Genomic DNA, 15,347 nt, shown 5'->3' with positions numbered 1-15,347 from the left:
ACATATTGGCTAATCCTCACACCGTCACCGCGCACACTTGAGTTTTGTGCTGTTATTTAAGACACAGCTAATGGCGTAAAATATAGCACGCTCCTCTGATTTTGCCATGTCATTAGCCTATATAAATTTGACTGTAAATTTTAAATTTTAGATTCCCGATTTTAGTTTTCTGCCAGACTAGCGTCCTGCTACATTAACACCTCTTGTAGGTGATACAAATCCAAAATCCCAAGTCGTTCGACTGAGCGTAGCCATACCCCTCCGGGGAAGCAAGTTACGCATAGCGTTCCGTAGGAAAGTCTAAAATCCAAAATTTGTTGACTTGCAAAGTATCAAATGACAATAACAAAGAAGCTACTCCTATTCCGCCGCAAGAATACTTAAATTGTTTTACTACTAAATTGGATAAAAATGGTAAAGATTAGATGTACTTACTCAACAATTTAGAAATTTAGACTAAATTATTTATCTTCTCTTGAGATACTGAAGAACGCCACGAGCGATCGCTTCTGCCATTTGATTTTGGTAAGCTGAAGTTCTGAGCCTAGCCATATCCTGTCGACCAGTCATATAACCCGTTTCCACGAGAATGGAGGGCATAGAACTTTTTCTGAGGACATAAAATCTGGCTCGCCGCACTCCCCTGTCTTTGAGAGTACTAATACTTTGAAGAATGCTACTACGGACAATACGAGCTAGATCCAGTCCACTGTCGTAATAATAGACTTCCAAGCCATTAACATCGGGACGACTCGCACCTGCGGAATTAGCGTGGATGCTCACAAATACATCAGCATTAGCTCGCTCTGCTAATTGTACCCGTCCCGGAAGGGTAACAAAATAGTCAGAATCCCGCGTCATAATTACTTGTACGCCATTTTGCTGCAAAATCTGTGCCAGCCTTTTACCAATAGGCAAAATAACATCTTTTTCGCGCGCCCCCCCAATGCCAAGCGCTCCTGAGTCTTTACCACCATGTCCGGGGTCAATAATGACTACCACTCGCCCATTGGTAACTCGGCGCTGTGGTTGTGTTACGGGTTGAGGATTTGGATTGTTTGGGTCTGGGAATGGCCCGCGGTTTGGCGGTGGTAGCCCAGGTAAAGCAAAGGGAGGCCTTCCGGGGAGGGAGACAACTCGCCGAGAACCTTGTATTGGTACCAAAAGCTGGTCGCCGATTTGCTGGGGTTGCCCAAGTTGCACTCCGCCTGCTAGTTGAACTAAAACAACGACTGTATTGGGTGTTTGAGGTTGCAGACGTACCCGAAGAATGGGGCTATTGGGAGCAAAAGTAGGCCCTGTAACTCTGGTAGCTAACTTGGCATTGTTAATTGTGACGCGGAAGATACCTGAGGATCTATCCCAGGTTCCCGTAGCAGATAAAGGTTGGTTGCCTCTAATTAGCAGTTGTTTGCCATTATCGGCAAGTTGCACAGACTCAATTGTTGCTGGCGAGTTATTGGCAGATGCTCTACTGGGAAAGGAAACAGCTTCTGACTGATTGTCTGAATTATTACTTCTAGGCAATCTGACAATGCGACTAGGTAAAACTATCAAACCACCATCATTACTATTAGTTGCTCGCCAATCTGGGCTATTTTTATCTACCCGCAAAGTTAGGCGGACACCAGGAGGTTGGGTTTGCAATGAGGTGAATTCGACGCGGCTAATACCATGTTTGTTAACGGGTATATTCCTCTGCTGCGTCAGACGTGGTGATAAAGATGCACCAGAGATATCAACGAAGATGGTAGCGCGATCGCGGCTGCGAATTACCTGAACTGGAGGATTACCACCACTGGTACGAATGAACAACCCATCGCCTGTTACTTGTAAGTTTTCGATTTGAGTTGCCCCTCGTGTAGTAGTGGCAACCCTTGAAATATTAGGTTGAGGTTCGGAGTCTGGGGTAACTACACTGTAAGCACTTCTAGGAGATGAAGCTACTTTTTCGACTGCTGGCTTCGGTAATTGCACCGTCCAGCGATCGCCAGTTCTACCAACAAATTGCACTCGTTTAGGGTCTAAAGTGTAACCAGGAGTAAGTTCGACAACTATGCGTGTTGTATCTGCATCAAACTGTCCAACACGGATTGAGCGAATTCCACCACCCACCTGTTGGGTTAACTGCGGACGACCAAATGTAGTTCCCGGCAAATCAATTACCAGCCGAGTTGGATTGAAAATTAATTGTGCTTGGGGTTGAACTGCTCCCACAGTATTAATTTCCAGCCTGTTTTGATTGGCATCAAAGCGCCAAGATTCAAGTCTCGCGGCCATTGCTGGCGACGATAGCATGAAGATAGTTCCAATAGTGCTGGGTAGTAACCAGTGTAATTTCACAGTCCTTTCTCCTAATTCACATTCATGGGAGCCGTCAATATCTCAACTCATTGGTAAATCATCACACCATCACCACCTCAACTTGACGTTTGAATCCCTTTTTTGATTTTTAAGCTGGAATTTAGACACACTTAAATCAGTTATCAGGTTTCAAATTCAGTTTAAATCCCCATGCGAAACCTTCCACCTGTAGAGGTAGAGAACTCTGACTCCCAATAAAGCTAGAAAACTGATAATTGATAGCTGTTTACTGATAAGTGTTTGTTCTTTGTTGCCATCGATGCACTGAGTAAATAATTCCCATTACTGTCAAACGATCTAGCAAAATTTATGGGTGTTACTCCCCAATTATCTGAAAAATATTTAGATAAAGGCTCACAAGCCAAGGGAAACTAGAAATTAAGTAACATTCTGAATGTTGGTAGAAATTATAAACAAATGATTATTCTACAATCACATGGGACGGAGATTTGAGGATAGAAGTTTCCACTGCACAATTGGGAGCAAGGGAGGAGAGAGCAGGGGAGCAGAGGAGATGAGGGAGATAGGGGGACAACGGGACAAGAGGACAAGGGGGTAAACAAAACTCCTAACTCTTAACTCCTAACTCAGCACTCAGCACTCAGCACTCCTAATGCCCCATTCCCCATTCGCAATAATTAACGATCGCCAGAATCTGGGGTTACTCCCAAATTGCCGCTGTCATTTGATGCTGACACCCTTGACTGAGGTGGTTCAATTACCAACGAAGTCGCAGAGGAACCGTCTAAGATTAGTTGCTCTGAGCTTCCGTCCACGGTTTTTGGATCTGGAAATACAAATCGTAACAAGGGAGGAGCTAAAAAGGTTGTCAAGATAACCATCATGATAATTGCTGCCCCTAATGGTTTCGAGAGAGCGCCACTGGCAGCGCCGACACCAGCAAACACTAACCCAACCTCGCCTCTGGGAATCATCCCCACACCGATCGCTAAACGGTTGATTTCCGGTTGACCAAACACGCTTAAGCCTGTGATTACTTTACCGAGAATGGCTACTATAATCAGGAAAGTTGCCATAATTAGACCTTCACGATTGTCGGGAATTGCTGGGTTTAAAACTCCCAAATCGGTTTTTGCGCCAACAGTCACAAAGAAAATTGGCACTAACATATCGGCAATGGGACAGACTTGCCTTTGCAGTTCTTTACGCTTATCTGTTTCTTCTAGAACTAAACCAGCTGCAAAAGCTCCCAGAATTGCTTCCAAGTGGATGACGGCAGCTAGGTATGCCATAGCAAAGGCGAAAATGAATGCTGGGATTACTAGTCCACCACGTGTTTTGAGTTGATCGGCGATCGCTACAAAGGACTTATTGAAAACATTCCCTAGTAGGATTGCTCCCAAAATAAAACCAGTGGCGCTGATCATCAAGTAAATGACTTTGCTGACATCCACCACGCCGTCTTTAGCTAAACTGGCAACTACCGCTAAAACGATGATTCCTAGTACATCGTCAATTACAGCAGCACCCAAAATAATCTGCCCTTCTTTAGAATTGAGTCGCCCTAGTTCTGACAGCACCTTGGAAGTAATCCCAATACTAGTAGCAGTCAAAGCCGCCCCGGCAAAAATTGCGGGCACAGCCCCAATCCCGAAAAAAGTCATCAGTCCCACAGTCCCAGCAGCAAAGGGTACTACTACCCCCACGACTGCGACGACGGTGGCTTGGATACCAACTGCCATTAAATCTTTTAAGTTCGACTCCAAGCCGATTTCAAAGAGCAGAATGATCACACCCAATTCTGCTAAAACGGAAATGACCTCGGACTGGGCTGCAAACACTGCTGGAGCTGCTTCAGGTGTTAAACCAGCAGTAGTTTGAAGAAAAGACATAATCAAAGAGTTAGAACTGTCTGTGCCGCCTTCTGGAAACACTAAAAGGTGAAAAACAGAGATGCCAACTACCACACCGCCAACAAGTTCGCCTAAGACAGGTGGCAAACCCACTTGGTTTGATAACTCTCCACCAACTTTGCTGGCGAGATAAATGACTACTAAGCTTAGTAGCACTGCTTCGACTACCATTGAACTGTCTGCGGCTTGTGTTGCGGTAGCCAGCAGAGGAAAAGAGAAGTTGATTGGTTCCAACAAATGCATTAGGTTCTCTGAAAATCCTTCTCTTTGATTCTGACGCGTTTCTGAAAAACATCCTATGGAGATGCAATCCGAATTCAAAATGAATACAGTGTAAACGTTTCATTTACGCTGTGCAGTACTAGTGTAATTTTTTTAGTTTCCAAAAATGTAACCATTTCAGCTTTTGACGATCGCAGTGTCAAAGTAAGAACATACAAATCGTATCTGGCGATCGCACTCAAGTTGTGAAAAACTTGTGGTGGCTGTTGACTTTCAACGACCACCAGAAGATTGCTACATACGTTTATTCAAAACATCTGTGGATACTTTGAGGAGTGCAAATATTATGACTAGAGCCGCTTTACCCGGTTCTCAGTTTCCATCGGGAAACTTGTGGAAAATACTGCCTTTAGCAATGCTTTTATGTGCAACTTTTCTACTACCTGCATTCGCACAAGAAAAAGATAAATTGTGGCGAACCCTTAGTGTCAGTGGTCGCGGAGTAGAAACAATTCCGACAACCCTGGCACAAGTCAGTTTAGGAGTGGAAATTCAGGGGAAAACAGCCCAGGAGGTACAGCAAGAAGTCGCCCGGAGGTCATCGGCTGTAGTTGCGTTCCTCAAGAGCCAAAATGTCGAAAAATTACAAACTACTGGTATCCAGCTTAATCCAGTTTACAGCTACACTAATAATGTGCAGCGAATTACAGGCTATGCTGCCAATAACACCGTAAGTTTTAGGATTCCTACCGAAAAAGCTGGTACATTATTGGATGATGCAGTGAAAGCGGGTGCAACACAAATTAACGGTATTAGTTTTGTTGCTAATGATGAAGCGATCGCATCTGCTCAAAAACAAGCATTAAAAGAAGCTACTCAAGATGCGCGGCAGCAAGCTGATGCCGTTTTTAGTGCCTTGGGTTTTAAATCCAAAGAAATAGTCAGCATTCAAGTTAATAATGCTAGTGCGCCTCCACCACCACCAATGTTTTTACGGGCTGAGGCTGCAAAATCAGCTAATACTTCCACCCCTGTAATTGGTGGTGAACAACAAGTAGAAGCATCGGTGACGTTGCAAATTAGTTATTAGTCATTTGTCCTTTGTGATTTGTCAGGGCAAAGGACTAATAATCAATGCCCTCATGAGTGCTGAGTGGGAAATCTCACTTTTTTACTCAGAACTCAGAGATCAGAACTGTTTTGCCCAATACCCAATTAAAAATGTTCTGGAGACATATCTGCCGTTCCCCCGTCTCCATCTTGCTTAGAACCCAATAAGTCCATTTGGTCTACTAGAATAATTGGTTTAGAGCGGCTGACTCCTGTTTGGCGATCGCTCCATGTGTCAAACTTCAACGAACCTTTAACGGCAATTTGCTTACCTTTACGCACATAATTTTTTGCAAACTCTGCTGTCTTTCCCCATACTTCCAACTCGAACCAGTCCGGTTGCTCGCTGTTACGGGATCTACGCCTGACAGCTAGTGTTAATTTACACACAACTTTCCCAGAGTCAAAAAATGTTATATTTGGGTCGCCGCCTACATGACCAATAAGGGTGACAACATTGATACTCATACGTGTTACCTTTCAGTACAAGTGTACTCGTTAATTCCGACTTTCATCATAGCGAATTGTGAAAGACTTGAAAATAATGTGTTAAACAGTTAACAATATAATTGACTTGAAAATTTATACACACTATTTGGAGTAAACACATAAAAGTATACGGATATACTAAGTTAACCAGAGAATATCAAAAAGTACGGCGCTTGAGACATACTAAATATTTCTGGGAATCATATAAAAATATTGTCTAGTTTACTCAACTCAGGATACAAACATAATCGAATCAAGCACGATTAACTCTTACCGTTGTAGTCAAGAAGTATCGCACATAGGGGGCTTACAGACGCGTGGGTATTTTTAGGAACTTTCGCACTTCATGGGATATGGGTATCGACCTCGGTACTGCAAACACCCTAGTTTATGTATCTGGTAAAGGTATTGTACTACAAGAACCTTCTGTAGTTGCTATCGATGTCAACGAAAAGGTAGCACTAGCAGTAGGAGAAGAAGCCAAAAAAATGCTCGGTCGCACACCGGGAAATGTGATTGCTCTCCGTCCTTTGCGGGATGGTGTAATCGCTGACTTTGACATAGCCGAGCTGATGCTCAAAAGCTTTATTCAGCGTGTAAATGAAGGTAAATCTTTAATCTTACCCCGGATTGTGATTGGTATTCCCAGTGGTGTCACAGGAGTAGAAAGGCGAGCTGTGATGGATGCAGCTCACCAAGCAGGAGCAAGAAAAGTTTATTTAATCGATGAGCCTGTAGCTGCGGCTATTGGTGCAGGACTACCTGTTGCTGAAGCAACTGGCAACATGATCATCGATATTGGTGGTGGGACAACAGAAGTTGCAGTGCTGAGTCTTCAAGGTACGGTAATCAGCGAATCAGTACGCATTGCTGGAGATGAACTGACTGATGCGATCGTTCAGTATATTAAGAAAGTTCATAATTTAGTCATTGGTGAACGTACTGCCGAGGAAATCAAGATTCGGATGGGTTCTGCCTATCCAACTAATGATGATAATGACGCCATGATGGAAGTCCGAGGCTTACACCTGCTTTCTGGTCTACCGCGAACTGTAACAATCAAAGGGCCAGAAATCCGTGAAAGTATGTTGGAACCGCTATCAGTAATTATAGAAGCTGTGAAGCGGACACTGGAACGCACACCGCCAGAACTGGCAGCAGACATTATTGACAGAGGTATTATGTTAGCTGGAGGCGGTGCTTTGCTCAAAGGCATAGATACCCTGATTAGTCATGAAACAGGGATTATTACCCACATTGCTGCCGATCCTTTGAGCTGTGTTGTGCTGGGAACAGGTCGTGTGTTAGAAAACTTTAAACAGTTGGAACGAGTTGTCATCGAAAGCTCTCGCAATATCTAACAAAAAAAATATCAGACTTGAGTTCTATTTGAGTTCTATTTGGGTTCTATATAAATAGAATCCAAGTAGAACTTAATTTATATAAGTACATACAGGTATATATGGTGACAATACGGCGTTGGTGGGATCGTAAAGGGTTGCAAATTGGGTTGTTAGCTTTAGTAGTTGGTAGTGCTTGGATATTGCGACAGACTCAAGGTGAACTAGTGCTTGAGACATACCAGGCAATTACCCGTCCATTAGAGATGTTGCAGTCAGGGCCAACTCCAGAAGAACGTCTTAGAGATGCCCGGATAATGGAATTGCAAACCCGTATAGTAGATTTGGAAAGTCAAAAGACAAAGTTACAAGACTTATTAGGCTATGTGGAAAAAGAGCCGCTGGCATCACGACCAGTTCCAGCACGGGTGGTAGGACGTAGTGCTGACCAGTGGTGGCAACAAGTTACGCTGAATCGCGGTGCAAATATGGGGATTCAGGAAGGCTTCATAGTCAAAGCAGAAGGCGGATTAGTAGGTTTGGTGGAGAGTGTAACTCCTAATACTAGCCGTGTGTTGTTAATTAGTGACCTCAAGAGTCAAGTGGGTGTATCAATTAGCCGCACAGCAGCTAAAGGCGTTTTGCGAGGAGATTCTTCTGCTGAAGCTGTATTGGAGTTTTATGAAAAAGTTCCAAATGTCAAAGTAGGAGATTTAGTTTCCACATCTACTTATAGTCAGAAATTTCCTTCCGGTTTGGCAGTAGGACGAATTAAGTCGTTGGATTTAAAGAAACTTCCGGCATCAGTAGCGAAAATTGAGCTTTTTCCGCCAATCCGTTCTCTCGATTGGGTAGCTGTTTATCCCAAACCAGAAAACCAAGAGTCGGCAAATCAAGTGCCGCAAAAGTCTAAGTAAATTCTTTGAAAAAATCCATAGAAAAATGAAGATTCCTGCATTTAGTGGTAGCAGGCAGAAAAAGCCAAAATCGTCAGAGCGAAAATCGAAATTCCGAATCCAGCCGCTTGCTCGTTGGCATCCCGGTATACGTCAGTTGTTGGGTTGGATAGTGACGGCTAGTTCTGTACTGTTATGTTTACTATTATTACCAACCCGATTTCCAGGTATGGAATTGTTAGGAATTGGCCCTAACTGGCTATTAATTTGGGTGGTAGCTTGGAGTGTGAAGCGCACGGTGTTTGCCGGAGCATTGGCAGGTATAGTTCTGGGGCTACTTCAAGATTCAATGACATCACCTAATCCAACTCATGCCCTTAGTTTAGGGATAGTGGGAGTTTTAACTGGTCTGCTCCAAAAACAGCGTTTTATCGAAGAAGATTTTATTTCGATTGCTGTAATTGTTTTTGTTATGGCAGTTTTGGCAGAAACTATCTTTGGGTTGCAATTAACTTTGCTCGGTAATGAGCGCAAGGTGACAGATATTTGGACATATTACCAACGGGTCGCTCTTGCCTCTGCAATTCTGAGTAGTCTGTGGGCACCTGTAGTCTATTATCCGTTGAATCTTTGGTGGCAGCGGATAAAATTGTTGGAGCAACAGTAAAGAGAGTTAGAAGTTAAGAAAGGGAAGGGTTACAGGTTACAGGTGACAGTCAAAAAAATTATCTTCTGTACCCTGTAACCTAAATCATTATGGAATTTGGGCAACCTCTGGCAATATGGATTCAAACTACAGTGAATAACTCTTAACCCCAGGTATTGGATTTTAATTGGAAATTAACCTATTTAGTAACTTTTCTTAACTATGTTTTCCGAAGCATTTAGTTATTGTATTTAGGGATACGCAATTATTTTTTACAAATAAGTGCTAACCAATCAAACATGGCTAGAATATACTGTACCTTCCTGGCAGGCTGCCTTGTTATATAGTCCCTGCTGGGTTTATTTGTTACAAGCTTTAAGTTTTTTCTAAATTTTCGTGAGTTTGCATTAGCATAGATCAACATCGAACTAAGAATTTTACACTTAAAAATTGTGAGATATTCAACTAATAATGTTGACTTTACCAGTGTCAATATCGTAACAAGCACCAACAATTTTTAGTTTACTTTCACGGAGCAATTTAGCTAAAATAGTTGAGCTTTCTTGCAATTTTTCAGTTTGATACTGAATGTTGGCTATAACTGCATCTTGCATATTATCACCCGTTTTGAACTTTACCCTTTCTACAGATGGTTTGATGCCCTCAATAATCAAACCAATTCTTCCAGGAAGTGGTTCGTTTTTGATTGCTTCTGCTACTGCACCGCATCTTCTATGACCCAAAACCATAATCAACTGCGAACCCAATACTGCTGTAGAATATTCCAGACTACCTATAATCGTGTCACTGACAACATTACCAGCAACTCGCACGACAAATAAATCTCCAAGTCCTCGATCGAAGACAATTTCCGCAGGTACTCTAGAATCTGCACAGCCCAATATGGCGGCAAAGGGATACTGAGCTTTAGCAACTAATCGTAGGTGTTCTAGTGATTGATCGGGATACTGACGTTTTTGATGGATAAATCTTTGATTACCATCAAGCAAGCGTCTGATGGCTTCATTCGGACTGATTGAATTAGGGTTAACTGGGTGAATATCAGCAACAGCAGTTTGCTCTGGATTCCAAAAGCTATCACCAAAAGTAGTAGCTGCAATACCTACAACACTAGCGAATTTCAAAAAATTACGTCGCCCGACAAATCCATTAATTCGACTCATCAATTTACCTGACAACAACAAAGCTGTTCTCCAGAAGATATCAGACTTAAGTAAGATGCAAGAGTACCTGATGACACGGTTTAAGAGTCATTTAATATTCATGTGATTTAGAGTTGTTAGAATCCAGTCTGCCTTAGCGATGAAAGCAGCTGAACAAGCGATATAAGATAGTCGTTAAAGCGGCTTTGTCGCTCGGTTTCTAAATTATAATAATCAATCAACTCATAAGTTTTTTAAAAGCCTTTTTGTGGAAAATTTTTAGATAAAGTAGAATTCAGAATTTATGAGTCAAAATGGGCTACGCTTTGCAGTGCTAACACAAGTAAAATAGTTTGTTTTACCTGGGTTCGAGACTTAGATTGTGTACTTATACCAATTCAATTAATGATTGCAACACATCCTTGGGTAAAGACGCGATTCATCGCGTCTCTACAAATAGTCTATTTGTCGCATTCTTTTTTCAAATTGGTATTAACTCACTTGAAATATTCTGTAAATATAAAGTACTTCTATCTAAACTCAGGTTAGGCATCTCTTGCCAGCAGTGGCGGCAAAACCAATAGGTTTCTTGTAAACGAATGTGACAAAGCATTTGGTTGAAAAAGCAAGGGCAGTTTGTCATAGAATTGTTGTTTTATTAAAAAACTGAAACACAAACTAGTAGTTCGCTCTTGGCTTTACTACCAACAGCTTTAATTTATAAACAGAAAATAAAGAACTAATAAATAAATGAAAGTAGTTAAAAAACTTTAGAAAATATTAACAATTACTTGATTAGCGGCGGGTGGCAAGAACCGCAGGTATCGCTCACTCTCTAAGACAGTCTATTTATACAAGAACGATTACGTCCGTTTGCTTTGGCTTGATAAAGGGCTTGATCTGCTGCCTCAATCAAATCTAAAGGAACCATATTGGGTGTTGGAATCACTGTGGCAATTCCAATACTCAAGGTGACGTGATGTTTCACAGCCGATGCCGCATGGGGAATATTTAGCTGTTCTAGAGCTTTATGAATTTCTTGGGCAACGTAAGAAGCCCCATCACTAGCAGTATTAGGCAAGATGACAACAAACTCTTCTCCGCCATAACGAGCAACTAAATCTCTAGAACGTTTGACATTTTGTTTGAAAGCTTGGGCAATAAAGCGCAAACAATCATCTCCGGTTGCATGACCATAAGTATCGTTATATTGTTTAAAATAATCAATGTCGCATAAAAGTAGTGAGACAAAACCTTGTTCTCGTAAAAGATATTGCCAGACAGAATTAAGTTTAATATCAAAACATCGGCGATTGGCGATTTGAGTTAATTCATCCACCATCACCATATTTTCAAGTTGCTGGTTAGCACGCTGCAATTGTTGATAAAGTTCTGATTGTTGAATAGCGATCGCTACCTGTGTTGCCAATTGCTGAAGCAGTTCGCTCTCCCAAGGTTGCCACTCACGCGCGGTGCTACAATCATGAGCAACCAAAAGTCCCCAAAGGCGATCGCCTTGTAAAATTGGTACAACTAGCTTGGCTCTGACTTGCAACTTTTCCAATAACTCTAGATGACAAGGGGCCAATCCGGCGGTGTAGATGTCTGGAGTAACTTTAAGGGTACTTTGTTGATAATACTGTCCCTGTGTTTCGACAAAATAGTTGTCTGTAATTTCCATATTCAAAATTGCTTGCCAACCTTCTGCTACAGACTCGGTGACAACCACACCACTCCAATCAGGGTTAAAGCGGTAGATAATGACGCGATCGGTTTGCAGAAAACGTCGAACTTCAGTAACAGTTGTGTTCAAAATTTCATCCAAATCCAAAGACTTGCGGATATGTTGAGCGATCGCATAGACCATGCGTTCCCGTTCTGTTTGCTGTTGCAGGGCAATTTGTGCCTGTTTGCGAACTGTGATATCTGTAAATGATGCGACCACCGCATAAGGTTTTGATTCATCAGATTCAAACAGTGGCTGAGAATTGATTGAAATCCAAATCAAGCTGCTATCAGGTTTGTGAACTCCCATAATTACATGAAATTGGGGTTGTCCGGTGCGTAAGGTGACAACGGCGGGGTGAGTTTCCTCTGGAAAAGAAGTACCATCTTCATGAATAGCTTGCGATAGTGGAGCGATGCAAGTTCGCCCCATCATTTGATCGGCTGTTAACCCTAAAATTTTTTCGGCACTGTCATTACAGGCGGTAATTCGCCCATCGGATTGCTGTAGGACAATACCTTCTGCCATCACTGTAATTACAGAACGATAGCGTTGTTCACTTTCTCGCAGTGCTTCTTCCATACGCTTGCGTTCAGTAATATCAGTATGGGTTCCTAGCATCCGTAGGGGAAAACCATTGGCTGCGCGACTCGAAATTTGCCCCCGATCTAGAATCCACTTGTAGGTTCCATCTTTGCACTTAATCCGATATTCACTGACATAGTGTTGGGTTTCACCGTACAAATGCTTGAGAATCTCTTCGATAACCCTCGCTTTATCATCTGCGTACACCCGTTGTTCCCATTCACTCAAGGTATTTCCAATTTCATGCTCTGCAAACCCTAACATTTCTTTCCACCGTCGGGAGAAAAAGACTTCGTTAGTTTCAGCATTCAAGTCCCAAACTCCGTCCCCATTTCCTTCCAAAGCATACTGCCATCTTTCTTCACTGATTTTGAGTGCGGCTTCGATTTGTTTGCGTGAGGTGATGTCTTCAAAAATGTATAACCGTCCAAAATATCGATCCTGAGTATCTCGAATTTGGCTGGAAAAGCGGCGAATCGTTCGCCCATCAACAAATAAAATTTCATCTTCAATCGTGCAACGATTTTCTTCAGACTGCAAGGGTTTATAAGATTCGACAAATGCTGATACATCGATAATTGAAGGTATACACTCAGGAATGATGTCATTATTTTTTAAAGCACCCAAACGCATTTGGTCTTCTAGATGTTCGATGCCCCAAATTTTACAGAAGTGGTGATTGAAATAAAGGATTTCGTCGGTGTGATTGTCAACAACAAAGAATCCCAGCAAAGAAGTGTCAGTCATGGAACGCAGCAAAGCTTCCCGCCAGCGCAATTCTGACTCTGTACGCTGGTGTTCTTGTAGCGCAGCTTGTTGCTTGGTAATATTCTTTTCGTTAACGAGGATCATGGAGTTATCCGTTACAGGATCGCGGGTGCATCGTATATCTATCCCATGCCATTGAATTCCCTCAGTGGTGAACACCTGAGCCTCTATGCTGAACATCTCACCTAAATTAATCGCTTCCATAGCCCGTTGTCCAACACTCTTATCGACAAAGTGACTTAGAAAAATATTCTCAACTGACGAGTTAGGGTGCAGGGTATCCCGATAACAGCGAAGAGCTGCCGGGTTTTGCATCAAAGGTACACCATCCATCGTGTAAAGCGAGACGATCGCTGTGGTGTGACGTAGGGCTTCAATCGATCTGAGTGTTTCTCGATCGATCTGATTGATAAGTTGTGTTGTTCCTTCAACCAGTATCGCCATCCGCCCTTGTTCAATTGGAATTCCAGAAAAGACACAGTGAAGAGAAATAGGTTTTCCTTCTGGGTAAAATGTCCAGTTTTCAGCGATGGTTTTCCCTTGCTGAAATTCTTGTAAATAGCTTTGCAATCGAATGTGAGTAGACTGGGAAATATCACTGAAGTTGCGATTGAGCAATTCTTCTCGACTTTGAGCATTCCAAATATGCAGAGCGGATTGATTCGCCCACCACATCTGCAAATTTTGAATATCATAAATCCAAACTGGAGTTTGTAATCGGTCAAATGCAATTAAGTCTGCAACTGATATATTCTTTGGCAATGCTGTTCTTGTTGTAATGGATTCTCTAAAATTTTTATACAGAGTTCTTTTGATTGACCTCAGCTTCAACTTTGGCTGAACTGTCAAATTTTTTAGGTTTTGATTGAGTTGCAGCGTTAGGTTTTGGCAGGATGTAGCCCTTCGCTGATGGCGTTCTGCTTCCCCAAGAGCGATTCCTAGCTCTGCGGCTATCAGTTGGAAATACTCAATTTCTAAAGAACTCCATTGACGTGAGCCACTGCACTGGTGAGCAATTAGTAAGCCCCACAAGTGAGGATATATATTAGAAACTCTATCAATTTCTTGATTGTTTACTAAAATTGGTACTACTAAATTAGCTCGAACCTGCAAGTCCGTTAATAACTTTTTATAACAAGGGTCAAGGGTTGTAGTATGAATGTCTTCAATGACACCAACGCTTCCATCTCGATATCGCTCTACCCATGTCGCATTGAAGCAAGGATCGTAAATTAATTGTCCTAAAATCAGTTTCCATTCATCACTTACAGACTCTTCTGCGATGACTCCATCTCCATCGGACAAAAAGCGATAGATAATAGCGCGATCGCTTTCTAAAGTTTTTCTAACTTCGCTGACAATAATCTTGAGAATTTCACTCACTCCAAGTGACTGATGAATTTGATCGGCGAGCATCCTAATTTGATCGAGGATTTGCTTTAAATCAATTTCAGAACCCGATAGACGATTGAACAGCATAGTAATATTATAGTAGTAGTCTATGTATTTAGATTTATTTGTGTAAAAATTTGTTTCAGTATCTTATTCTATTCTAAATTACCCAAAACGTTAAGTTAAATTTAAGCTTAAATTTGATAGTTGGTAAGAACTTCAAAATCAAACCAATTGCTCAAAGGTTAAACCTTAATATTCGTACTGCAATTTATAACAATTTTCATTTGAACTATTATATTTACCTCCTCTAGCATGTTCATTTTATTTCATATATCTTCCTTGGTTAGAGATAAAAACCTTTTATCTGTAACCAAGGAAGATATATTACAAAAATAAAAAACTAATATTGAAGTATGTATTCCGATAAAGTTATATCTGTGGATTGGGCTACTGTCCGCAAAATTTAGCTTGACATAAACTTAAGACAACTACAGACTCAAAGACTGCCATCCCCGACTGAAATCTGTGTCAGTGCATTTGTACTATATATTTTCTGTTTGATTTCTAGCCAGTTGTGGTGTAGCGGTGACGCTGGCGCTGCATCCACCTTAAGGTGGTTCGGAGAGCGTGAACGTCAACAACTGGCCATTGGGTAGGATTTTGAGACGGGAATTGATCCCTTGTAGAATTTTCTCAATGTCCCTGTAACCCTGTTGATATATAAATTAAAACTGCAACAGAAAAACTTTGGATGCCAAATTGCCAAAAG

At 41.8% G+C, this 15,347-nt stretch carries 10 protein-coding genes; 4 read left to right on the top strand and 6 right to left on the bottom strand.

Annotated features, from left to right (window positions below):
- Nucleotides 1–465 precede the first annotated feature (465 nt).
- The 3 genes from V7K41_RS12885 to V7K41_RS12875 all read right to left on the bottom strand — a co-directional run bounded on the left by V7K41_RS12885 (nucleotide 466) and on the right by V7K41_RS12875 (nucleotide 4,744).
- Nucleotides 466–2,343: an N-acetylmuramoyl-L-alanine amidase gene (locus tag V7K41_RS12885; RefSeq protein WP_334848655.1), complete on the bottom strand. Its 1,878-nt coding sequence runs from the start codon at nucleotides 2,341–2,343 to the stop codon at nucleotides 466–468.
- 659 nt (nucleotides 2,344–3,002) lie between these two features.
- On the bottom strand, nucleotides 3,003–4,481 hold the full coding sequence (locus V7K41_RS12880) for a cation:proton antiporter (RefSeq protein ID WP_334848654.1): 1,479 nt from the start codon (nucleotides 4,479–4,481) through the stop codon (nucleotides 3,003–3,005).
- 74 nt (nucleotides 4,482–4,555) lie between these two features.
- Nucleotides 4,556–4,744 (bottom strand): hypothetical protein, encoded by a 189-nt coding sequence (locus tag V7K41_RS12875; protein WP_334848652.1) that lies wholly within the window; start codon nucleotides 4,742–4,744, stop codon nucleotides 4,556–4,558.
- 62 nt (nucleotides 4,745–4,806) lie between these two features.
- Between V7K41_RS12875 and V7K41_RS12870 the strand changes: the two genes are divergently transcribed.
- A complete protein-coding gene (locus V7K41_RS12870) occupies nucleotides 4,807–5,550 on the top strand; it encodes an SIMPL domain-containing protein (RefSeq protein ID WP_334848650.1) in 744 nt (247 codons plus the stop codon).
- Nucleotides 5,551–5,675: 125 nt separating this feature from the next.
- Here the strand turns inward: V7K41_RS12870 and V7K41_RS12865 are convergent, their stop codons facing one another.
- Complete coding sequence (locus tag V7K41_RS12865) at nucleotides 5,676–6,038, bottom strand: single-stranded DNA-binding protein (protein WP_334848648.1); 363 nt, start codon at nucleotides 6,036–6,038, stop codon at nucleotides 5,676–5,678.
- Between the two features lie 374 nt (nucleotides 6,039–6,412).
- On the opposite strand from V7K41_RS12865, the gene V7K41_RS12860 reads away from it, so the two are divergent.
- The 3 genes from V7K41_RS12860 to mreD all read left to right on the top strand — a co-directional run bounded on the left by V7K41_RS12860 (nucleotide 6,413) and on the right by mreD (nucleotide 8,962).
- Nucleotides 6,413–7,420, top strand: a complete 1,008-nt coding sequence (locus V7K41_RS12860; RefSeq protein ID WP_334848687.1) for a rod shape-determining protein — start codon at nucleotides 6,413–6,415, stop codon at nucleotides 7,418–7,420.
- Nucleotides 7,421–7,521: 101 nt separating this feature from the next.
- Nucleotides 7,522–8,316 (top strand): rod shape-determining protein MreC, encoded by a 795-nt coding sequence (gene mreC, locus V7K41_RS12855; RefSeq protein WP_334848646.1) that lies wholly within the window; start codon nucleotides 7,522–7,524, stop codon nucleotides 8,314–8,316.
- Between the two features lie 25 nt (nucleotides 8,317–8,341).
- A complete protein-coding gene (gene mreD / locus V7K41_RS12850) occupies nucleotides 8,342–8,962 on the top strand; it encodes a rod shape-determining protein MreD (RefSeq protein ID WP_334848644.1) in 621 nt (206 codons plus the stop codon).
- A gap of 440 nt (nucleotides 8,963–9,402) precedes the next feature.
- On the opposite strand, the gene V7K41_RS12845 is transcribed toward mreD, so the two are convergent.
- Nucleotides 9,403–10,125, bottom strand: coding sequence for a carbonic anhydrase (locus V7K41_RS12845; protein ID WP_334848642.1), 723 nt, complete (start codon nucleotides 10,123–10,125; stop codon nucleotides 9,403–9,405).
- A gap of 814 nt (nucleotides 10,126–10,939) precedes the next feature.
- Nucleotides 10,940–14,662: a diguanylate cyclase domain-containing protein gene (locus V7K41_RS12840; RefSeq protein ID WP_334848641.1), complete on the bottom strand. Its 3,723-nt coding sequence runs from the start codon at nucleotides 14,660–14,662 to the stop codon at nucleotides 10,940–10,942.
- Nucleotides 14,663–15,347: the final 685 nt, after the last annotated feature.

Origin of the sequence: Nostoc sp., assembly GCF_036917415.1 — a bacterium.
Taxonomy (GTDB): domain Bacteria; phylum Cyanobacteriota; class Cyanobacteriia; order Cyanobacteriales; family Nostocaceae; genus Nostoc.
The sequence above is the reverse complement of the archived record's forward strand: the minus strand, read 5'-3'. Positions and strand labels throughout refer to the sequence as shown.

Bases quoted from the DNA above. Each gene is read 5' to 3' on its own strand.
- mreC (WP_334848646.1), top strand. From the start codon at position 7,522: ATGGTGACAATACGGCGTTGGTGGGATCGTAAAGGGTTGCAAATTGGG.
- V7K41_RS12860 (WP_334848687.1), top strand. From the start codon at position 6,413: ATGGGTATCGACCTCGGTACTGCAAACACCCTAGTTTATGTATCTGGT.
- mreD (WP_334848644.1), top strand. From the start codon at position 8,342: ATGAAGATTCCTGCATTTAGTGGTAGCAGGCAGAAAAAGCCAAAATCG.
- V7K41_RS12840 (WP_334848641.1), bottom strand. From the start codon at position 14,662: ATGCTGTTCAATCGTCTATCGGGTTCTGAAATTGATTTAAAGCAAATC.
- V7K41_RS12865 (WP_334848648.1), bottom strand. From the start codon at position 6,038: ATGAGTATCAATGTTGTCACCCTTATTGGTCATGTAGGCGGCGACCCA.
- V7K41_RS12870 (WP_334848650.1), top strand. From the start codon at position 4,807: ATGACTAGAGCCGCTTTACCCGGTTCTCAGTTTCCATCGGGAAACTTG.
- V7K41_RS12880 (WP_334848654.1), bottom strand. From the start codon at position 4,481: ATGCATTTGTTGGAACCAATCAACTTCTCTTTTCCTCTGCTGGCTACC.
- V7K41_RS12845 (WP_334848642.1), bottom strand. From the start codon at position 10,125: ATGAGTCGAATTAATGGATTTGTCGGGCGACGTAATTTTTTGAAATTC.